The 20,419-nt window shown below is 68.4% G+C and carries 13 protein-coding genes; 6 read left to right on the forward strand and 7 right to left on the reverse strand.

Features of this window, described 5'->3' with window-relative positions; genetic code table 11:
• Window positions 1-173 precede the first annotated feature (173 nt).
• Entirely contained in the window at window positions 174-2,390 is a 2,217-nt protein-coding gene (locus LLH23_09120) for a DUF4838 domain-containing protein (GenBank protein ID MCE5238640.1), read from the reverse strand.
• 268 nt (window positions 2,391-2,658) lie between these two features.
• On the opposite strand from LLH23_09120, the gene LLH23_09125 reads away from it, so the two are divergent.
• On the forward strand, window positions 2,659-5,577 hold the full coding sequence (locus tag LLH23_09125; GenBank protein MCE5238641.1) for a hypothetical protein: 2,919 nt from the start codon (window positions 2,659-2,661) through the stop codon (window positions 5,575-5,577).
• Window positions 5,578-5,852: 275 nt separating this feature from the next.
• Here the strand turns inward: LLH23_09125 and LLH23_09130 are convergent, their stop codons facing one another.
• Together LLH23_09130 and LLH23_09135 are read right to left on the reverse strand one after the other, a co-directional pair.
• Window positions 5,853-7,841: a hypothetical protein gene (locus LLH23_09130; protein MCE5238642.1), complete on the reverse strand. Its 1,989-nt coding sequence runs from the start codon at window positions 7,839-7,841 to the stop codon at window positions 5,853-5,855.
• Window positions 7,842-7,963: 122 nt separating this feature from the next.
• A complete protein-coding gene (locus tag LLH23_09135) occupies window positions 7,964-9,085 on the reverse strand; it encodes a M20/M25/M40 family metallo-hydrolase (GenBank protein ID MCE5238643.1) in 1,122 nt (373 codons plus the stop codon).
• Between the two features lie 237 nt (window positions 9,086-9,322).
• On the opposite strand from LLH23_09135, the gene LLH23_09140 reads away from it, so the two are divergent.
• A complete protein-coding gene (locus LLH23_09140; protein MCE5238644.1) occupies window positions 9,323-10,030 on the forward strand; it encodes a prepilin-type N-terminal cleavage/methylation domain-containing protein in 708 nt (235 codons plus the stop codon).
• Window positions 10,031-10,117: 87 nt separating this feature from the next.
• On the opposite strand, the gene LLH23_09145 is transcribed toward LLH23_09140, so the two are convergent.
• The gene (locus tag LLH23_09145; protein ID MCE5238645.1) at window positions 10,118-11,104 is read right to left on the reverse strand and encodes a hypothetical protein; all 987 of its coding nucleotides are present in this window, start codon (window positions 11,102-11,104) and stop codon (window positions 10,118-10,120) included.
• 160 nt (window positions 11,105-11,264) lie between these two features.
• Between LLH23_09145 and LLH23_09150 the strand changes: the two genes are divergently transcribed.
• Window positions 11,265-13,214 carry an alpha-L-fucosidase gene (locus LLH23_09150; protein ID MCE5238646.1) on the forward strand — a complete coding sequence of 650 codons (1,950 nt, stop codon included), beginning with the start codon at window positions 11,265-11,267 and terminating at the stop codon, window positions 13,212-13,214.
• 23 nt (window positions 13,215-13,237) lie between these two features.
• Here LLH23_09150 and LLH23_09155 read toward each other — a convergent pair whose 3' ends face one another.
• The 3 genes from LLH23_09155 to LLH23_09165 all read right to left on the reverse strand — a co-directional run bounded on the left by LLH23_09155 (window position 13,238) and on the right by LLH23_09165 (window position 16,357).
• The gene (locus tag LLH23_09155) at window positions 13,238-14,455 is read right to left on the reverse strand and encodes a hypothetical protein (GenBank protein MCE5238647.1); all 1,218 of its coding nucleotides are present in this window, start codon (window positions 14,453-14,455) and stop codon (window positions 13,238-13,240) included.
• Between the two features lie 157 nt (window positions 14,456-14,612).
• Window positions 14,613-15,629, reverse strand: coding sequence for a Gfo/Idh/MocA family oxidoreductase (locus LLH23_09160; protein ID MCE5238648.1), 1,017 nt, complete (start codon window positions 15,627-15,629; stop codon window positions 14,613-14,615).
• Between the two features lie 140 nt (window positions 15,630-15,769).
• Entirely contained in the window at window positions 15,770-16,357 is a 588-nt protein-coding gene (locus tag LLH23_09165; protein ID MCE5238649.1) for a DUF1559 domain-containing protein, read from the reverse strand.
• Window positions 16,358-16,655: 298 nt separating this feature from the next.
• Between LLH23_09165 and LLH23_09170 the strand changes: the two genes are divergently transcribed.
• The 3 genes from LLH23_09170 (at window position 16,656) to LLH23_09180 (ending at window position 20,360) form a co-directional block, all read left to right on the forward strand.
• On the forward strand, window positions 16,656-17,759 hold the full coding sequence (locus tag LLH23_09170) for a hypothetical protein (GenBank protein ID MCE5238650.1): 1,104 nt from the start codon (window positions 16,656-16,658) through the stop codon (window positions 17,757-17,759).
• 97 nt (window positions 17,760-17,856) lie between these two features.
• Window positions 17,857-19,098 carry a glycoside hydrolase family 140 protein gene (locus LLH23_09175; GenBank protein ID MCE5238651.1) on the forward strand — a complete coding sequence of 414 codons (1,242 nt, stop codon included), beginning with the start codon at window positions 17,857-17,859 and terminating at the stop codon, window positions 19,096-19,098.
• 5 nt (window positions 19,099-19,103) lie between these two features.
• A complete protein-coding gene (locus LLH23_09180; GenBank protein MCE5238652.1) occupies window positions 19,104-20,360 on the forward strand; it encodes a GNAT family N-acetyltransferase in 1,257 nt (418 codons plus the stop codon).
• The last annotated feature ends 59 nt before the right edge of the window (window positions 20,361-20,419 follow it).

Raw genomic sequence — 20,419 nt, forward strand, 5'->3', positions numbered from 1 at the left:
ACTACTGGAAGACCGAGAGCGCCTTCTGGCTCGGGCTGCAGATCGTGCTCTGCGCCGACCGCCGCCTGACCAAGCTCAACCAACGACTACTCAACAGACTCATCAGCAGAACCCTACACATCGAAAGTGGGTAAGGGCCAGGATTCCCCACCTGTGCGGACCCCGTTGAATGACTACTGCTCCGCCGTGCGCACCCGCACCCGCGCCAGCCAGATCTGCGAGTCGCCGCCGCCCAGACCCAGCCGCTGCGTCCGGTGCCCCTGCGCCAGCAGCTCCGGCCCGATGCGGAAGGTCAGCGCCTCCCACTTCGCCTCGCCTGAGAGCTTGTGGTCGGCGGCCACCGGGTTCCAGACGCCGCCCTGGTTGTAGCCCTTCCCCGTCCCATCGCTGTTGATGACGATGCTCTCGAGTTGCGACTTGCCCCAGACGTCCATCTCGATGATGACACCCTTCTTCGTGTCCGCCGTCTCGACCAGGAAGTCTGCCCAGCCGGCCTTGCCATCGCCGAGACCCGTCTCATCCGTGGTCCAGCACGTCCGTCCGCCCAGCTCCTCCGCCTGCCCGAAGCCGTTGCCCAGCACGCCGAGCGCGTCGAAGTAGCGGAAGCGGTCGAGATACTCCCGCGCCTCGCGGACCTGAGCGAAGCTGAGGGCCAGGGCGCCCTCCTCCCGCGCCTCCTGCAGCGTCGCGGCGGTCAACTCCGTGCGGAAGCGCTCCCCGGCCGCGATGGCCCGCACCATGTGCGTGCCGTACTGGAACACCTTCGCGACCTCCTCTACGCGCGCGTGCTCCTCGGGGCTCGCCGGCGCCCTCAGGGCGGCGTCCAGGTGTTGCTGCGCCTGTGCCAGCTCCGCCTGGTCGTACAGCCCCGGCGCCTGCTTGATGGGATTGTCCGAGTACGACTGCCCGGTCTGGCGCACGGCCCGCTCGACGGCGTCGTAGTACTGCGTCATCTCCGGCGCGGCTTCGCCGAACATGTGCCTGATCCAGTCCTGCGCAATCGCCTCCGGGTCGGCCTGCACATCCCACATGAGCCTCGCCAGCACGTAGTACAGTGGCCCGTCCAGGGCCCAATCATCCAGGCCGCTCTGGCAGTAGTACCGTCGGATACCCAGGCCGTAGAGGTGCTTCAGATCGGCCGCGAAGTTGCGCGTCACCGGGCGCGGCAGCCGCCACCACATGCTCTTGCTCACGTACGAGTACATCAGTAGATGCGGCGCGATCTTCGCCCACCGCTGGAGCAGGCCGTTGAACTGTGCGTTCGCCTCCGAGGTCGGATCGCTCATCGGGCGCGAGTAGTCCGCCGGGGCGTAGTGGCACAGCCAGGGCACGACATTGGGGGCGGGGCGCACCGTATCAGGCGGCTCGGCATAGTTCACGTAGGCCAGGACCAGCAGCAGCTTGTCCGGGTGCACCCTCGCCACCCGCTCGGCCACCTGGTTGGCGAACCAGAACACCCGGTCCCCCATGAAGGGCCGTTCGCCCGCCAGCCCCTGCCTGGTCATGCGCCCACCGTTGCACTGTCTGTCCAGCGCCAGGCACTGCTCGCACTCACACCAGCCGTAGCCGTCGTTAGGCGAGATGGAGACCATCTGCAGGTTCGGGTCCTGGTCAAAGACCTCGATCACCCGCCGGGCGAACTCGTCGGCCAGGCCGGGGGCGGTCACGCACAGTTGCCCCGTGTCGCCCTGACTGCGGAACCGTTGGCCGTTGACCAGTGGGAACCACTCGGGATGGGCGTCGTAGTACAGCTTGGCCGGGATGATCTGGTGGTAGGCGTGGCAGCCCTGGATGGCCTGCGGGAGGTAGTAGCAGTTGCCGCTGGTCGCCGCATGCTTCGCGTCATACTGGCCGTTGAGCCCCACCTTCATCCCCCAGGCCTGCCGGTCGTCGGTCCGGCCGACGAAGGTGCGCATGCTGAAGGAGGGAGCGCTTTGGAGGGCCAGGTCCGGCACTTCGAGCGTCTTGCGGGACGGGATGGAGTCGATCTCGCGCGTCAGCCATCGGCACCCCAGCACCTGTTCCAGGAAGCGGTAGGCCGCGTACAGCGTCCCACGGTCGGAGCCCCCGCAGATGATAAGGCGCTTGCTATCGCTGCGGACCAGGATACCCTCGGGCTCCTTGGGCAGCAGGACCGTAGACGCGCTCGTCTTCCCGACGTACACCGGGAAGCCGCTGACGGCCTCGCCCTCCTTGACCAGGGGCAGCTTGGCGCCGCTGATCGCCTCGATATAGCGCTGCAACTCGACGGCGGCCAACTGTGCGGGCGCCCCGGCGTCCTGAGCCATGATGATCGTCGCCCGGGGCTGGCCGTCGCGCACGAGCGTTGCTCCTGTTGCCAGGCAGGGGGCCAGCAGGGCGATGGACAACAATAGCGAGCGTGCGCGCATCCGTCACCTCCGGGGTGGGTGGTTGCGGCGGTTGGTTAGCGTGGGACGAGGCTGAGCTGGAGAGGATGGAGAGGATGACGGCAAGGATGGCGAGGACAACGGACACGGCGGACACGGTCTACACCATATCCTGCCGTATCCTCTTCATCCTTGCCGTCATCCTCTCCATCCTCTCCAACTGAGTGTCGCCACTCACTCACTGACATCTGTAGATTTCGCCATGCGCGCGCGACCGCCCTACCCGCAGACCGACACAGGAGCCTCCAGCATGTCCCCCTACCAGCCCTGGCAGTCCGGCGGCGCACGTGTCCAGTTCGGCGACCTGACCTTCGATAGCACCATCCCCTGCGGCAACGGCCATGACTTCCGCGAGGTGGGGGAGCGGCACATCCGCTTCCGGGCGCGCGTGGGGCGCGCGAACTACGCTTGGCGCTACTACTTCCGGATTGACTCGCCCGGCGACGGCCGGGAGGTGCTCCTGGAAGTCGCCGACTTGAACCACTTCGGCCAGGAGCTGTGGCAGGAGCAGGCCACCGTCATCTCCACCGATGGCGTCACGTGGACCGACGTGGGCCTCGACCGCATGGCGGTCGTCCCCCATACCCCCACCGGTGTGCCCGAGCTCGACGACACCGCCGATGACGGCTGGCACCCGCCGTATGGCGTGCAGATGCGCCTGCGCCTCGACAGCCCCACACTCTACCTCGCGACCCCCACTCCGTACACGCCGGCACACAGCCGCGACCACCTGCACGCGCTGGCGCGGCGCTGCAACTTCTTCCACGTCGAGGAGATCGGCCGCTCGCGCCACTACGGCAGCCACGGCTTCCCGCTGCTGATGTGCCGCGTCACGAAGGGGGGCGAGGCCTCGGAGCGCCTCCGCGTCTTCGTTGTGGCCGGCGAGCACCCCTCGGAGTCCGCCGGCATGTACGCCGCCGAGGGCCTGCTGGAGGAGATCCTGCGCACCCATGACCTCCTCGCCGACTTCGACTTCTGGGTCGTGCCCATCGTGAACGTGGACGGTGTGGTCTTCGGGAAGAGCTACTACAACGTAGCGCCCGACCCGGCCGACGTGGGCGTGAACCTGGCCCGCGACTGGACCGACCGCACCCAGCCGGAGACGCAGGCTGTCTGGCGCGTCATCGAGCAGGTGCAGCCGCACTGCGTGCTGAGCCTGCACAACGGCCGCCACCGGCGCGAGTATGAGGCCTGGGCGCCGCCCCACCCGGGCCTGGCTACGATGATGGACGCCCTGCGCGAGCACCTCCCCGTGCCGCTGCAGCACTGGCGCCCCGACACCCCCGGCATGTTGACCCACGAGGTCAGCCGCGTGGCGGCTTCGCGGCACGTGGCGGCCTCGCTCTGCGATGCCCTCCCCCTCTGCTTCGAGACTCTGCTCCTCCGCAGACTCCCCGGCTGCGCCACGTTCGCCGAGAGCTACCGTCGCACCGGCATGGCGCTGATGCGGGGCCTCGTCGCCGGCCTGCGCGATCTCCACGGCCGCCCCCGCATGTTGGCTCAACGCGAGCCGCTGGCGATCACACCTCTGCGGCTCAAGGCTGCCGACTTCGTGGCACAGCTCCCGTCGCTGTACTATGACCGCGACTGCACGCAGCTCCACGACCACAGCCGCCGTTCGTTCGAGGCCAACGGGCTGCCGCTGCCGCCGGGGCACTATGACGTGCACCTGAGGATGCAGCCTGACCAGACGCTGCGCCTGTCGCAGGAGCCGAACGTCCCGGCGTACTTCTCGGTGCCCGGCTGGCGTGTGCTGCCGAGCTTCCCGCTCCCGGCGCGCCTGCTCAGCTTCGACTTCGACGCGGACGGCGAGGACCTGCCCTTCACGGAGGTCGTCATCACCCCGGAGGGCCTGCCCCTGGAGACGGCCCTTGACGCGGCCGTGCCGTGCGACCGCTATGTCCGCGACACGCTGGCCGACACCCGCCCGCACTTCCGCGACTGGGCACCCTTCTACGCGCGCCTGACGCAGGGCGGGTTCGGGGCGGGCGAGCTGCAGGCGATGCACGATGAGATCGTAGACTGGGCGGCGGGGCGTCAGGTGCTGGACGAGAGCGATCCGCACTATGGCGCGGTCTACTCGGAAGAGGACAAGTACGACGGTCGCGACGCGGCGGCGGCCGCGGCGTGCTTCACGCGGCGCTGGCGCCTCACTGGCGACGAGGAGTGGCGACAGCGGGCGCTGCTGGCCCGCGCGTACACCTACCGCCTGCAGCGCCACGAGCCGGGCAACCCCGCTCACGACGGCGGCTTCCTGCACATGGTGCACGGGATGTGGGGCGTCAACTTTACGCGGCTGGAGCCACCGTGGCCCGGCATCGATGGCGTGGACACCAGTCTCGTCGTCCACCAGCTCTGCCGCGCCGCCGACCTCGGGCTGCCGCTGGACGACACCGACCGCACGGTCCTCACGCAGGCCGCCCAGTGGCTGCTGCATAGCGAGGCCCTGCCGGGGATGTTCCTGCACCACGAGGGCGCCACGCACGACTGCCAGAACGCGAACGCGCTGGGCTTGTCAGCCCTCGTGCGCATCACCCACACCCTTGCGCAACCCGGGCGGGGTGTCGCCGTAGGCGACAGGGACCCCGCCGCCTGGCTGGCCGCCGCCGCGCGCGGGCTCGACCACTACCTCTCCGGCCAGGAGGCCATCGGTGTGTGGCCGTATCACTTCGCCATGGTCGGCCGGCGCGCCGGGCAGTACCACTTCTCCAACATCCCCGACCACGGGATCGGCCTGTCGCACCTGACGCGCGTGGCGCACCTGCCGCCGCTATGCGACCACCCCGGCCTGCTGCCGGCACTGCGGCGCGCCGCCTGCTGGTATCTGGGCGTTAGCGGCCTCGACGGCGACACGATCAACCTGGACTACGACCGGCGGCCCGACCTGGGGGATGACATCTGCTTCGCGGGGTTCACGTGGTGCCGTTTCACCGCGGCGGCGACGCTGCTGCGCATCGCGCGTCTGACGGGGGAGACGGAGCCGTGGCGGAGCCTGGCCCTGCGGCTGATGGAGCACGTGTGGCGCCGCCTGTGGCAGCGCGACGACCCCAGCCACGCGCCGGTCGTCGCCCATGCCCGCCCGGAAGCCAAGCTGGCGACCTGGTGCCAGGCCGCCGAGTGGAACGCCTCAATGCTGCTGGAGATGATCGAGGACCTGCAGCAGATGTAGGCGGAGCCGGCCAATGGCCGGCCCCATATCCGTGGTGAGTCCATCGTGAGACACAGTGCGGGCTTCCGGCCCGCCCCTGGTGTCCGCCACACCTGTGCGCGTGAGGACACGCGCCGCCACGCGCCCCTCCGGTGTAGTGCGGGCTTCCAGCCCGCTCCTCGTCAGGCCCGGGGCTCAGGGCGGGCTGGAAGCCCGCACTACACCCATCCAGAGGGGCCGCCGCTCGCGCGTTCCCGCCTCGCCGTTCCCGCCGTTCCCCTTCCCGCCGTCGCCGTTCAGTACAGTATCTTGTGATCCCGCAGCCCGGTGAAGCCGTCCAGAACCAGCCAGAAGCCCCCGGCGACCATCGCGCCGAGGATCAGGCCCACGAACAGCGGTCGGGCCACCTGGTAGCCCTTGTGCCCCCCGTAGCGGATGATGAGCGTCTGCAGCGCCCAGCCGATCAGCACCGAGCACCATTCCCTGTGCAGGTACGTGACGAACGACATCGCGTACCCGACGGGGTGCAGCGGCCACCACAGGTAGTAGGTGCGCAGCACATTGAGCGCCAGCAGCTTGGCCGCGCCATACGCCACTACCCCGAGTGTCGCCACATCCACGAAGGCGCGCGGGGTGTTGGTGGCCTTTTCCATCAGCAGGCCCGGCTGGCGCGCCAGGCTGATGAACCGGTACTCGTTGATGGCCACCCCGCCGTGCAGATACGAGGCCCTCATCAGCGCCCAGAGCGACACCGGCAGGGCGATGAGCAGCGTCAAGCCGCAGGCGGCGACGAGGTCGCGGTTGCGGGTGCCGGTGACGTCGGTCATCTTGAAGGACTGCATCAGGCGCGGCATGGGGGCGATGCGCAGGTCGTGGGAGAAGGTCAGCATCATGCCGGTGGCCACGACCTGCGGGGCGCGCAGGGCGCTGGAGGGGAAGAGCGCCAGCACCCAGTGGTGGCCCCGGAAGTCCGGCTCGGCGCACCAGGGCATCCCGGCCTCCGCCACCAGCCGCGTCATCGCCAGCAAGTAGATGAAGCTCAGCACCAGCATCACCAGCGCCGGCCCCACCGGCATCCCGGCGGCGACGCAGAAGGCAACCAGCAGGATGAACCCGATGGCCCCGCCGTAGGTGTACCACTGGCGCGGCAGCCCCGCGTCCGCGCCGGCCGAGGCCAAGCGGCCCCCGGCCAGTCGGCTCCGCAGCATGTCCCCGAGGCCCTTGCGCGCCACCCAGATGCTCACTGCCGCCAGGCCAATGTACGCCCCCGTCGTCTGCAGGCTGGCGAAGGGGAAGGCGTCCGGGCTGGTAGCGGTGCGCAGGCCGTCAAGGCCCACCGCGGCCCCGAACACCGCCTCGGCCTTGCCGAGCAGGTAGAAGGCCCACAGGCTGAACGAGATCTCGCGAGTGAGCAGGAAGCTCAGGCCGATGATGAGCGGCAGGATGCCGATGACCAGGCTGTTCAGCGGCGTCCACGGGCGGCTCAGGCCGCCCTGGAAGATGCGCTTGCCCCACAGGAACACATCGGCCTGCGGCACCTTGGGGAAGTAGTCGTGCAGCCCGGTGTACAGGTGGGGCAGCATCCCCAGCGCGATCCCCAGCCAGACCAGCTTGTTGCGAAAGAACTGGTTGAAGACATGCCCGCGTTCGGGCCGGCCCAGCACCTCCAGCGGCACCACCACCAGCGGGTACAGCAGGCGCTCGTGATGCACCCACTGCCGCTGGAAGAGCGCCACCCCGCAGAGCATCACCCAGTATGCCACCACGAAGAACAGCGACCACGCCACCAGCGGCGTAATCCACACGTCCCACGGCACGCCCCGCGCCGAACTCTCAAACAGGCCCTTGACCGGCGCCAGGTCCTGCGGGGCCAGCCACTTGGCGATGTGGGGTAGGAACAGATCCTCGTAGTGGTTCTCGGGGCTGGCGTAGTACAGCGGCCCGGCGATCATCGGCGGCATCTTCTGGGCGATATCAATGGAGGCCACGCCGATGGCCAGCGACAGCATGGACCAGATGATGACCAGCTCGCGCGCGGTGAGGGCCAGTTGGCGGCGGATGGCCAGCAGCGGCCACTGGATCAGCAGGATGAAGGCGATGAACACCAGGAAGGCGCCGATGGGGGGATAGGTCAGCGAGATCTGCGTGCCGTGGATGACCAGCTCGGCGTACTGGCTCCAGATGCTGATGAAGATGACCAGCAGGCCGCCGATGATCCCGGCGCGCCAGGTGAGGCCGGGGCCGGGTGTTGCTGCGAGGTGTTGTTTGATTGGTTCTGCGCTCATGGCTGCGACGTGTCGGCCTGCCCTTCGTCCGGGAGGGGAGAGTAATGCGCGCGGTCCACGGGCTCCCGCCCGTGGCTACGTACGGCGGCCCCTGCGGGGCGCACGGCAGCGGCCGTCACGTGTCACCTGTCACCTGTCACCATCTCGATCAGCCACTCCGCCGCTCTGGCCATGCCGCTGACGCTCACGGTCTCACCCAACGTGTGCGGGTCACGGGCGCCGGTAGCGCAGATCACTGCCGGGATGCCCTTCTCATTGAAGACGTTGGCGTCGCTGCCCCCGCCGCCGATCTCGTACTTCACCGGCAGTCCGAGCCTCTCGGCGGCGGCCGCAGCCAGGCGCACGACCGGCGCGTCCTGGCTGAGGTGGAAGCGATGGTACGAGGACTGGAACTCCTGCTCGAGGGTCGCGCCGGGTTGGGCGGCGACGGCGTCGGCGAAGCAGCGCTGCATGTGCGTCACCTGCGCCGCCAACTTGGCGTCGCTGTGGCTGCGCGCCTCGCCCCAGACCTCGCACAGCTCGGGGACGATGTTGCGGGCCATGCCGCCGCTGACGTACCCGATGTTGGCCGTGCTCTCCTCGTCCAGCCGCCCCAGCCTCATCCCGGCGATGGCCTGGGCCGCAATCTGCACCGCATTGATGCCCTTCTCGGGGCACACTCCCGCGTGGGCGGCCAGGCCGTGCACTTTCCAGGTCATCTTCTGCGCGCTCGGGGCGGCCACCGTGAGTGAGCCAATGTCCCGCCCGCCGTCGAACACCAGGCAGACATCCGGGCTGACGAGCGAGGTATCCAGATGGCGCGCGCCGTAGAGCCCGATCTCCTCGGCGATGGTGAAGACGACCTGCAACTCCCCGTGGGGCATGCCGGTCGCGAGGATCTCCCGCAGGGCGGCCAGGATCAGCGCCACGCCCGCCTTGTCATCGGCGCCCAGGACCGTCTCCCCCGTGCTGCAGATGTCGTCGCCCCGGCACTCCGGGCAGATGCCACAGCCGGGGGCGACGGTGTCGAGATGGGCGTTGAGCATGATTGTGGGGCGCCCCGGGGCCGTGGCCGGCACCTTCGCGATGACATTGCCGGTCTCGCCGCCGACCGGCTCATGGGCGCGGTCCTGCTGCACGCTCAGCCCCATGGCCTCCAGCTTGCCGATGACCGTCGCCGCCATCTTGCCTTCGTGGAGCGACAGGCTGTCAATGCGCACCAGCTCCTGGAACTCACTGCTCAGCGCCTGGGGGTCAATCATCATGCCACCTCCCGGGGGTCTTCAGCTCTCCGGCCCCGGAATCTTGGCCGCCGGGGCCGTCGAGACCTCCTCGCCGGGGGCTGCGCTCGGGGTGCTGGAGCCAGGAACGGCCTCGCGACCCACTACTGAGCGGAATGCTCTCGTTCCTGGTACGTCTGCTCGAAGAAGGAATCACGACTTCGAGCCGGAACTCAATGGATAGGCTACACAATCTGCTCTGCGCATACGGAGGGTTGCTGGATGAACAGACACCATGGCTTCACGCTTATTGAGTTGCTGGTCGTCATCGCCATCATCGCGATTCTGGCGGCGATTCTCTTCCCCGTCTTCGCCAAGGCGCGCGAGAAGGCCCGACAGACGAGCTGCCTGTCGAACATCAAGCAGCTCTCACTGGGCAATCTGCAGTACATCACCGACTATGACCAGACGTGCATCCGCTGGCAGCGCTACCATTACCAGCAGCCAGTGGCGACGGACTACCGCAGCATGCCTGCCCTGCTCATGCCGTATGTCAAGAACAATCAGATCTTCATCTGCCCCTCGGCTTCGACGACCAACCGTGGGCTGAGCTACCATGTCAACGTGGCGGCTCTGGCCAACGCCGGCATGGATGACCCCATCAACAACCAGACCGGCTACACGAGCACCCGTGAGGGGCAGATCAATGCCGTCATGACCGTCTTCATCTGGGACGGGGCGATCAGCAACAGCGAGGACTGGACCTGGACCAACTATAGCAGCCGCACCCCCGACAGCGGCTACTACGCGCTCTCGGCGCGCCACAATGATGGCCTGAATGTGGGCTTCTATGATGGTCACGCCAAGTGGTGGAAGCACAGTCAGTGCTGGGTCACCAACGCCGGCGCGGCCATTCCCACGACCACGCAGCCCGGTAACCGCACCATCGTCGGCCCCAACCCGTTCTTCACCGCGGCGGGCGAGAACTGATCCCGCCACGCCCGCAACGCCTACGATGACACACTGCAGGCGGCCCCGTACCGGGGCCGCCTGCTGCGTTGTGGCGTCACTGCAGCGCTAGAAGTTCCCCGCGTTGGGGTCCACCGGCGGCCGGCAACTGGAGTAGACGTTGGCGTAGTCGCTGATGCGGTACTCGCCACGCTCGTCCTGGATGAGGTAGATCGGCTTGGGCGTGTCCGCGCCGCTGTGCTTGAGCAGCGCTCGGGTCCGCTCCCCCGGCTTGCTCGGCGGCTTGATGTCCTCGACGTAGTTCAGCTCCCACTTGGCGTGGTCGAACTGGTAGCCATTCTCCGGGCTCGTGCCCTTCATGAACCCGCCGAACATCCACGGGCGCGTCTTCATGTAGTCCAGGAAGATGCGGCTGCGGATCGTCTTGCTCGTGGTCACCGACGTGATCCGCGCGATGCCCTCCTGCTCGTGGCCCTCAGTCACCAGGATGATGCCCTCGAAGAAGCGGCGCAGCACCCACTTGGGGTCCTTGGCGTCGGCCAGGCTGGCGTCGGGGGGGGCCTTCACCGGCCGGATGTCGAGGTTGATGCTGCTGAACTCATAGACCTTGTACTGTCCCGCGTTGTTGCGCTGCAGTGTCAGCGAACGCGGCGCGTCCGCCCCGCCCGAGACGATGAACAGCTTGGCGAAAGCGCCTTCGTCCCGATCCACGTACGGCTTGAGGTTCACCTCACCATGGTAGACCAGCTTGTAGCTCTGCGGGTCCATCTGGTAGCCATTGTCTGGCGTGGCCCCCTCCGCATAGCTGCGGTAGATGTGCGGCATGCTGTCCATCCGCTCAAGCAGCATGCGGTGCTGGCTTTCCGTCCACTCCTTGTAACGCGACATCTCCATGATGCACTGCTGGCCCAGTTCCTTCTCGCCGGACAGGTAGATGAAGATCCCGTCGAAGAACAGCCTAACCGCCTGCTGTGGGTCACTCGCCTGTTCAGCCACTCGCGCCTGGAACGCCTCCAGGGTCGTCGGCAGCTCGGCGTGCGCCACTCCGGCGGCAACGGCGATGACGGCCACGATCAACCACAGCCTGCGTCTCATGCTTCACCTCGTGTTCGTACCTGAAGTATGCACCTACAGCCTGTAGTATGTCCATTCGCCGGCGCGATGGTCAGTCCCTCCTGCTGCCCGCGCCAGAAGGAGGAATCGGTCCGCGCCGGCGGAACTGCAGCCGCACCGTCACCCTTTGTGAGGTGCGACCATGGGCAACTGGCACGACAACGTCTTCTTCGGCATCCACTACGACCTGCACGCCAAGGCCACCGACACTGAACTGGGACGCGAGTTGACCCCCGAGCACCTGCGGGAGCGCCTGGCGCTGGTCGGGCCCGACTGGATCCAGTGCGACTGCAAGGGCCACGCCGGGTACACGAGCTGGCCCACGGAAGTCGGGTCGCCCTCACCGGGCATCGTGCAGGACGCCCTGCGCATCCATCGCGACGTGACGCGCGCCCTGGGCATCAAGCTGGGGATGCACTACTCGGGGGTGTGGGACAGCCGGGCCCTCGAACTGCACCCCGAGTGGGCCTGCATCGGCGCCGACGGCGCGCCCAGCGACCGCATGACCTGCCGTCTGAGCGGCTATGACGATGACCTGATGATCCCCCAGATGCTCGAACTGGTGGACAAGTACGACGTGGACGGCTTCTGGGTGGACGGGGAGAACTGGGCTGCGCTGCCGTGCTGGTGTGACCGCTGCCGGGCGGAGTTCACCCGCCGCACCGGGCTGTCCGATGTCCCCCGCAACGCCGAAGAGGCGAACTGGCGCGCGTGGCTGGACTTCCACCGCGACCTGTTCATCGAGCATGTCACGCGCTACGCCGACGCCGTCCATGCCCGCAAGCCCGACTGCCTCATCTGCAGCAACTGGATGTACACGGTGCGCCAGCCGGAGGCCATGGTCGCGCCGGTAGACTACCTCAGCGGCGACTACGACCCCGTCTGGGGCTCAACACGCGCGGCGGTCGAGGGGCGGGTGCTGGACACCCGGGGCCGCACCTGGGACCTGATGGCCTGGGGCTTCACCCGCACCTATGACGGCGGCGGCGAGTCGCCGTGGGTCTTCAAGCCCGTCATCCACCTGGCCCAGGAGCTGGTGGAGGTCGTGGCCCTCGGCGGGGCCGTGATGATCTACGACCAGCCGCAACGGTCGGGCTGGATCACCGGCTGGCACCAGGAGCGCATCGCCGCCGCCGCGCGCTTCTGCCGCGAGCGCCAGGAAGTCTGCTTTCGGTCCCAGACCGTCCCGCAGGCGGCCGTGCTACACCTGGCCGACCACTACTACACCTGCAACGCCCAGCTCTTCAACTACGGCGAGGCCATCCAGCCGGTCGAGGGCGCCCTGCACAGCCTGCTGGAGAACCATCTCTCCACCGACATCCTCCTGCAGGACACCGCTCCCGAGGTCATGGGCCAGTACAAGCTGCTGGTCCTCCCCGAGCAGACGCACCTGAGCGCTCCGCTGCTTGCCGCCCTGGAGGCGTACGTCGCCGCCGGAGGGCATCTCATCGCCAGCGGGGCGCACCTGTCGCAGGAGGCGCCCGGCTTTGCCGGCGCGACGCCCGTCGGGGAAACGCAAGCCCTGGCCTATCTGCTCAGTGGGGAAGAGGTCCTGCCCGTCGCCGGCCCGTGGCAGCCGGTGACGCCCGCCGCGGGAGTGGAGGTCATCGCCCGCCGCCTGGCCCAGCAGGAGCCCGGCAAGGACGAGACCGACGAGGTCATCGTTACGCGCCGCCACCTCGGGGCGGGCACCATCACGGCGATCCACGGCCCCTTCTTCCGCCAGTACCTGCGCTCCCACTACCCCTCACAGCGCCGCCTGGTCGGCCAGTGGGTGGCGGACCTGGGCCTCCCCTGGCTGGTGAGCGTGCAGGCCTCGCCCCGCCTGGAGCTGATCCTGCGGCGGCAGGGCGAGCGCCTGGTCATCAACCTCATCAACCGCGGCGCCGGCGAGATGACCTCGCCCGGTCGCATCATCAACGAGGAGCTGCTGCCTGAGCGCGACGTGAGGCTGCACGTGCGGCTGGCGGGCAAACCACGTGCGGTGATGGCCGTCCCGGAGACCGACTTCACGTGGGAGTACGCCGAGGGGCAGCTATGGGTCTTGCTGCCGGAGCTGCTGATCCACACCGCCATCGTGGTCGAGCCGTAGGCGCGGCCGGCCGGGCTGGGGCCTCATGCACCCCGCTGCAACTGGTAGTAGGCCAACTCCGCCGGGAAGAGGTGCGACAGGTACAGCCGGTCGTACTGGAAGTGCCGCACGGCCTGCATGATCGCCGGGGTGTGGGCGGCGACCAGCTCGCCGTCCAGGCACAGGGCCACGATCCAGGCGGCGAACAGGGGCTCGCGGACGTTGTTGGCCTCGCACGACCAGCGAGGCGACTCCTGGGCGAGGCGGGGATACTGCCGCCGCCCGAGTTCCACCGCCTCGGCGACGGTTCGCTGCTCGTGCCACAGCTCATTGGCCACGCGCCAGTTGCATGAGAACGGGCGCGGATCGTCGTGGTCGAACTGCAGCGCCAGCGGCAGGCTCTCGGCGGCCAGCTCCGCGCTGTGGCGCAGGCCCTCGGCATACGCCTGCTTCCGCGCCAGATCGTCCTCCATCTCCCACAGCCCCCGCAACGCCGTCACGGAGTTGGCCGCGGTCCAGCAGTAGGGACCGGGGCGCTCCCAGATCATGCCGCGGCGGCAGATGTCCAGGCGCGTCGGTCCGCCGTTGGGGTCCGGCGCGGACAGGACGGTTTCGTACCGCTCGTGCCAGACCGCCTCGCCGGTGAGACGGGCCATCATCAGACACACCCACGGCAGCCGGGGCGCATTCTCGAAGTTCATCCCGGCCAGGGAGTTGCGGAAGTCGAAGGGGGGCCGGTCGCACGGGGTGCGCCAGTCGCATTCCCGCAACACCTCGACCACCTCGACCATCTGCGCGACGATGCGGTCACGTTCGGCGGCGTCCGGTCCCCCGCTGTTGACATAGCGCCACAGGCCAACCAGCCACGGCGTGGTCTGATCGTTGGAGCCGATGGGGAAGTGAGAATGGCCGTCATCGGCCACGCCCCGGGCGATGAAGCCGGGGCGCTCCCCGACCGTGGCCAGCAGCATCAGGCCGCCCGCGATACGCCGGGCGCGCTCCCGGTCCTCGTCGCGTCCGGTCAGCAGGCAGCGGTTGACCATCCCCTCCAGGTACACGCCCCCGAAGAACGCCCCGTTCTCGTTCGGCGCGCCCCACGACAGCCCGTTGGGTTGGCAGAGCGCGCACTCCTCCGGGGTCGGTCGGCTCAGTTCGCCGTCAAGGCCGACGTAGTCGAGGATTACGCCATACGCGTCCACGAACCGCGCCCAGAGCGCGTTGTGTGCAGCCTGCACAGCGGGGTCTATCGTGTCCAGTGGCATGGGTACGCCCCTCTCTCGCACTACGACTGTCGCAGCGCGTTGGGGGGCGGGGGTTGAAACCCCCGCCTCTCAGAACCGCCCCTCCGGGGCGGCGAGGCTCTCGTCACCCCTCCCTTCAGGGAGGGGTCGGCGCGAAGCGCCGGGGGTAGGCAGCCGTTCACAACGGCAGCTCCACCCGCCGCCCCTCCTCCATGCTCTTCACCGCCGCCAGGTGAATCTCCGTCACGGCGCGGCCATCGTGTGCCGTCGCGCGTGGCGTGTCGCCGGTCTGGATGCAGTGAATGAAGTTGTTCATCTGGCCCTGACCCCAGGTCTCGGCGTTGCGGCGGTTCTCGAACTCGATGGTCTCGATCCCCGCTGGCCCCGACACCGTCGCCAGCCACTTGCCGTCTTCCTGGCGGTTGGAGTAGATGCACCCCTCCGGGCCGATCACGTCCATGCCCATGAAGCCGGCGGTGGCGCCGCGCGGCAGGCTCCACGCCCACTGCACCAGCGCCTGGTCGCCGCTCTTGAAGTACAGCAGCACGATGGTGTTGTCCAGCACGTCGCCATGGTGGCTCAGGTGGTGCATGTGCGCCGTCACGGCCGCCACATCGCCGAAGGTGTAGCGCAGGAAGTCCAGATCGTGGGCGCTGCTCTCGGGCGACGGGCCGTCACTGAAGCGCGCGTCGCTGTACCATTCGCCGTAGTTGGGCGGCCCGGGCGCGGCGCCGCAGTGGATCCGCCGCCACATGCACGGCCGCCCCGCCTTGCCCTCATGCACCAGCTTGCGCATCATCCCCCAGTCCTCGTCGAAGCGCCGCACGAAGCCGATCTGCAGGACGCGCTGGTTGTCCTCAGCGGCCTGGATCATCTCGTCGCACAGCTCCAGCGTCCGCGCCATGGGCTTCTCGCACAGCACGTGCTTGCCGCTGCGCAGGGCCTTCAGAGCCGCGTCGGCATGGAACTGGGTGGGGATGCCGATGACGATGGCGTCCAGATCGTCCATCGCGATCAGCTCGTCATAGGACGCCACGGCACGCGGGGCGTGGTACTGCTCGGCGCGCGCCCTGGCCTGCTCGACCTTGGCGTCGGCGATGCAGACGATCTCACAGTCCTCGCGCGCCTGGATCGCGGGCAAGTGCAGGTTGCTGATCGCGCCCGCGCCGATCATCCCGAAACGCAGCTTCGACATCGTGTGCCTCCAGATGGGTCTACAGGTCAGCCTGCGCAATGCGCCGCCGGCAGCGGGTTCACCTTCTGCGGCCCCGCGGACAAAGCGAGAGGCCGGGCCCTGCTTCGGGTCCGGCCCCTCCAGCGCACGCCGTCAACGGTCTATTGGCCGTTGTAGTATGGGCTGTGACTGCCATTGTTCCACAGGGTGATCTTCTTGAGGCACTTGGCGTGCCCGTCCACGAAGGCACAGTTGATCTGCAGGTTGTGCCGGTCGCTCGGCAGCTTGTCCCAGTCGGTATAGGCGCTGCACTGGGGGCAGTAGAGCGTGCGGTAGTTGCTGTCGTCGTCGGCGATCACGATCATCTCGGCGGGCTTGGCGATGCTGCCCAGCGACGTGCCGGTGGGCAGGTGCACGGTGTTGTAGCCATACCCCCAGGCGCTCTGCCCCTTGGACGGGCAATAGAAGATCTGCGTGTTCTTGACATACGGCGTGTAGAGCGTGGTCCACCAGTTGGCGTCGGCAGGGACCGGCCAGGTCGTGGGGATGGCCCGGCCCGAGAGCACCTCGTCATAGTCCTGCACGTACATCTGGCAGGCCACGGCAAGCTGACGAACGTTGTTCAGACAGCTCGTCTGGCGCGCCTTCTCACGGGCCTTGGCGAACACCGGGAACAGAATGGCGGCCAGGATGGCGATGATGGCGATCACAACCAACAGCTCGATGAGTGTGAAGCCGCGACGGCACATGGGGCCACATCCCTTTCGTGTACATGATCTCCATTATGGAAGATTCGTGCAGTGGCTCCCACATTCCTGCTGCTGCCCGGCCGCAACCAGGGGCAGGAAAGACGCCGGGCCAGGGGGAATACCTCGGTCCATCAGCCACGCCATCCATCTCCGGAGGCCAGCCATGCGTCCCCTCGCGGTACTGATCGCTCTCCTCGCCCTGACATCAGCCTGGGCCCAGCCCGCCGCACCGCAGCCCGCCGCGGCGCCCCAACCCGCGGCCGCCGCACCCGAAACCGCCGCCACGCCGAGGGCCGACATGACCAACCTGCGTCTGCTACTGCCCGCCGAGATCCCTGCCGTGCCGGGCCGGGAGACCAACCTGTACTTCGACAACGTCATCCTCTACCCGCGCTCGGACCTGTTGCTGTGCGACGTAGACTGCCCCAAGGGTCAGCAGCAGGTGGAGCGCTGGACCTGGACCCCCAAGGCCGACGATCCCAAGGACGTGGGCACCTTCCCGCTGACGCTGCGCATCACCGACCTGGCCGGCAACCCGTTGGCCGAGGGCACGACGACCATCCACGTGTACCCCGCCGACGCGGGGGCCGGCAAGCCGGTCACAATGCTGATGATCGGTGACAGTCTCACCCACGCGAACGTGTACCCGGCGGAGGTCCTGGCCCTGACCAAGACCGAGGGCAACCCGGCGCTGACGTTGGTCGGCACCTTCGCCCCCAACACGGCGACGCCCGAGGTGCGGCACGAGGGCTACGGCGGCTGGACTGCTCGCGGCCATGCCACCATGTGGGGTCCCGAGCCCGTCAACGCCCAGGGCCGGCGCACCCGCAGCCCGTTCCTGTTCGAGCAGGACGGCAAAGGCGTGCTGAACTTCCAGAAGTACTGCGACGAGCAGAACGGCGGCAAGGGGCCGGACATCATCACCATCTTGCTGGGCTGCAACGACAACTTCGGCGCCAAGGACGACACCATCGAGGCCAGCATTGACGACTTCCTCAAGCACATGGACATCCTGATCGCCGAGTTCCACAGGGTCCGGCCCGACACGAAGATCGGCGTCGTCTCCCTGATGCCCCCGGCGGGCACCCAGGACGCCTTCGGGGCCAACTACTTCTGCGGCCAGACCCGCTGGCAGTACCGCAAGAACCAGCACCGGGTGATGGAGCGCGTGGTGGAGAAGTACGGCCACCGCGAGGCTGAGAACATCTACCTGGTGCCGGCGTATGTGAACCTGGACGCCATGCACAACTACCCGACCGTCGAGGTCCCGGCCAACGCCCGGGCCGACGGCCCCGGGGCCAAGATCTTCCGCCTGGCCAACGGCGTGCACCCCGCCGCCTCCGGCTACCGCCAGATGGCCGACAGCATCTACTGCTGGATGAAGGGGATGCTGAGTAGGTAGGGAGTTGGGAGTTGAGGGTCGGGGGGAGCCGTTGCCGTAGGAGCGCCGGCATCCAGCCGGCCGCCTTGCCCGCTTGTCACGCGCAGGAGCCTGCACCATGGCCCTGTCCCTATCACCCGACCGCACCCACCTGCTCCGGGACGGGCAGCCCTTCTTCTGGCTGGCCGACACCGCCTGGAACGGCATCTGCCGCGCCACGGAGGCCGACTGGGCTGTCTACCTCGCTGCCCGCGCCGCGCAGGGATTCACCGTCATCCAGTTCGTCTGCACCCACTGGCGCGCCTATGCCGAGGAGCCGGCGTTCACGCTCGACGGCGGGCTGCGGATGAACGAGGCATTCTTCGCGCGACGCGACCGGCTGGTGCAGATGATCCGCGAGCACGGCCTCGTCCCCGCACCGGTGTTGCTGTGGGCCTGTACCGAACATGACCCCGGCTGGTATCTCTCCGAGGCTGACGCCGTCACGGTGGCTCGGTACATCAAGGACCGCTGGGGCGGGGAGGATACGGTCTACTTCCTGGGTGGGGATGGTGACTACCGGAGCGAGAAGGCAGAGAAGTGGCGGCGCATTGGCCGCGCCGTGTTTGCGGACGATCCCGGTGCCATCGTCACCATGCACCCCGGTGGGCAGCAGTGGGTGGTCGAGGAGTTCCGCCACGAGCCGTGGTTCAGCTTCCACGGCTACCAGTCGGGCCACGGCGACAGCGAGGCGAACCTGCGGTGGCTGCTGAACGGCCCGCCCGGCGTGGCGACCGTCGAGCCGCCGCCCTACCGGCTGCTGCCCCCCGTGCACCCCGCCATCAACCTCGAACCCAACTACGAGCTGCACCCCGCCTACGGCAGCACGCGCGTCTTCAGCGACGTTCATGTGCGCCGGGCCGCCTACTGGTCGCTACTGGTGACGCCCCCGGCCGGGGTGACGTACGGCAGCAACGCCATCTGGCCGTGGGCCACGCGACCGGAGGCTCCGCTGGGGCACGAGGGCCTCGGCGTGGCGCCGCCGTGGCATGAAGGGCTCGATACGCCCGGCGTGCGCAGCATGACCGTGCTGCGGCGCCTGTTCGACGGCTTGCCCTGGTGGCGGCTGCGCCCGGCGCCGCATCTGCTGGCTGAGCAGCCCGGCGCCGACGACCCCGCGCGCCACGTCATGGCCGCCGCGACGGACGACATCGCGCTGGCCGTCATCTACACCCCCGCCGGCACGACCCTGAGGTTGGACCTGCCCGCCCCGCTGTCGGGCCGATGGTTCAACCCGCGCACCGGCGGCACCCTCTCGGCCCCCGACTGGACCACACCCGACGGGCTCGACTGGGTCCTCTTGCTACGCAAGGAGGAGTGATCACCATGCCTGACTTCACCTTCCGCACCGCCATCAGTACCGACGTCGCCCGTCTGGTGGACATCGAGTGCCGCGCCTTCGGACGCGACACGCCCGACGCCCGCGCATACAAGCGCCGCGAGATCGAGCGCGACCTCGCCTGGCATGTCGTGATGGTGCGCGACAGTGAGCCTGTAGCCTGCGCCCGCATCCAGCACGACTGGCTGCGCGTGGGGACATGCCAGGTGCTCAAGGGGGACGTGGGGCACGTGGCGGTCAAGCCCGAGCTGCACGGCCGGGGCATCGGCACGGAGTTCATGCAGCACATCGTCACGTACATGCGCAAGGAGGGCTTTCACCTGACGCGGCTGGGCGGGCTGATGAAGTTCTACGCCCGCTTCGGCTACGAGCCCTTCATCCGCCGCTATGTGCACATCCCCGCGCCGAAGCTCGATGCGGACCTCAAGGGCGAGACCTGGCGCCAGCGCCTCGGCATGCCCGACCCCCACGCGGAGTTCGTGCGGCCCTACCACCCCGAGTTGGACCACGAGGCGGTCCATCGCCTGCGCTACCGCTTCGGCGCCACGCGGTCGGGGCAGATCGCCATGAGCCCGGAGCTCTCCAGTCCCGGCGTCGGCACGCCCGACCCGGAGGGACTGCTCTTCGTCTACGACGACGGGGAGATACGGGGTTGGTTGCAGGGCGGCCTGGGCCTGGTCCACGCCGGAGATCTTCACCCCAGCTACCGTGTGGATGACCTGGCCTATGACCCGGACTGCCCCGAGGCTGTCGGGGCGCTCGTCAAGCAACTGATCGAGCGCGCGCAGGGCCTCGCCCCCACCACCATCGTGTGCCGCGTGCCCTATTGTGAGGCCCTGTTCAGCGCCCTCAGTGCGGCCCAGATCCCCTTCGACACCGTGGAGATGCACACGGCGGCGGATGGCAACATGGTGCAGGTCGTGAACCTGCCCGGCACACTGGGCGCCATTGCCGCCGAGCTGACCAAGCGCCTCGAGGGCCTCGAAGTGTGGGAGGGGAGGATCCGGTTCGTGCTGCCGGGCCAGGTCGCGACCCTGAAGGTCGCGCGGGGGGGCGTCCAGGTTGCCGAAGACACATCGCTGGACCTCGAGGTGCAGGCCAGCCATGCCGACTTCATCAAGTGGCTCTTCGGCATCGTGGGGTTCACCGAGTCAGCACAAGCCGCGGCGGTCACGCCCGCACAGCGGCTGACGCTCAGCCAGCTCTTCCCCCGGTGCCCGTGCGCCTCCGGACCTTGGGGCTAGCCGCCGGACCGCGGGCTTTCCGGCCCGCGAGCCGCTGCCTTGGCCGCACGCCATGCCCG

It is taken from the genome of bacterium, assembly GCA_021372615.1.
In the GTDB taxonomy this organism is placed as follows: Bacteria; Armatimonadota; Zipacnadia; order Zipacnadales; family UBA11051; genus JAJFUB01.

Coding starts and splice junctions, on each gene's coding strand:
- LLH23_09120 (MCE5238640.1), bottom strand. CDS start 2,390: ATGCGCGCACGCTCGCTATTGTTGTCCATCGCCCTGCTGGCCCCCTGC.
- LLH23_09125 (MCE5238641.1), top strand. CDS start 2,659: ATGTCCCCCTACCAGCCCTGGCAGTCCGGCGGCGCACGTGTCCAGTTC.
- LLH23_09130 (MCE5238642.1), bottom strand. CDS start 7,841: ATGAGCGCAGAACCAATCAAACAACACCTCGCAGCAACACCCGGCCCC.
- LLH23_09135 (MCE5238643.1), bottom strand. CDS start 9,085: ATGATGATTGACCCCCAGGCGCTGAGCAGTGAGTTCCAGGAGCTGGTG.
- LLH23_09140 (MCE5238644.1), top strand. CDS start 9,323: ATGAACAGACACCATGGCTTCACGCTTATTGAGTTGCTGGTCGTCATC.
- LLH23_09145 (MCE5238645.1), bottom strand. CDS start 11,104: ATGAGACGCAGGCTGTGGTTGATCGTGGCCGTCATCGCCGTTGCCGCC.
- LLH23_09150 (MCE5238646.1), top strand. CDS start 11,265: ATGGGCAACTGGCACGACAACGTCTTCTTCGGCATCCACTACGACCTG.
- LLH23_09155 (MCE5238647.1), bottom strand. CDS start 14,455: ATGCCACTGGACACGATAGACCCCGCTGTGCAGGCTGCACACAACGCG.
- LLH23_09160 (MCE5238648.1), bottom strand. CDS start 15,629: ATGTCGAAGCTGCGTTTCGGGATGATCGGCGCGGGCGCGATCAGCAAC.
- LLH23_09165 (MCE5238649.1), bottom strand. CDS start 16,357: ATGTGCCGTCGCGGCTTCACACTCATCGAGCTGTTGGTTGTGATCGCC.
- LLH23_09170 (MCE5238650.1), top strand. CDS start 16,656: ATGACCAACCTGCGTCTGCTACTGCCCGCCGAGATCCCTGCCGTGCCG.
- LLH23_09175 (MCE5238651.1), top strand. CDS start 17,857: ATGGCCCTGTCCCTATCACCCGACCGCACCCACCTGCTCCGGGACGGG.
- LLH23_09180 (MCE5238652.1), top strand. CDS start 19,104: ATGCCTGACTTCACCTTCCGCACCGCCATCAGTACCGACGTCGCCCGT.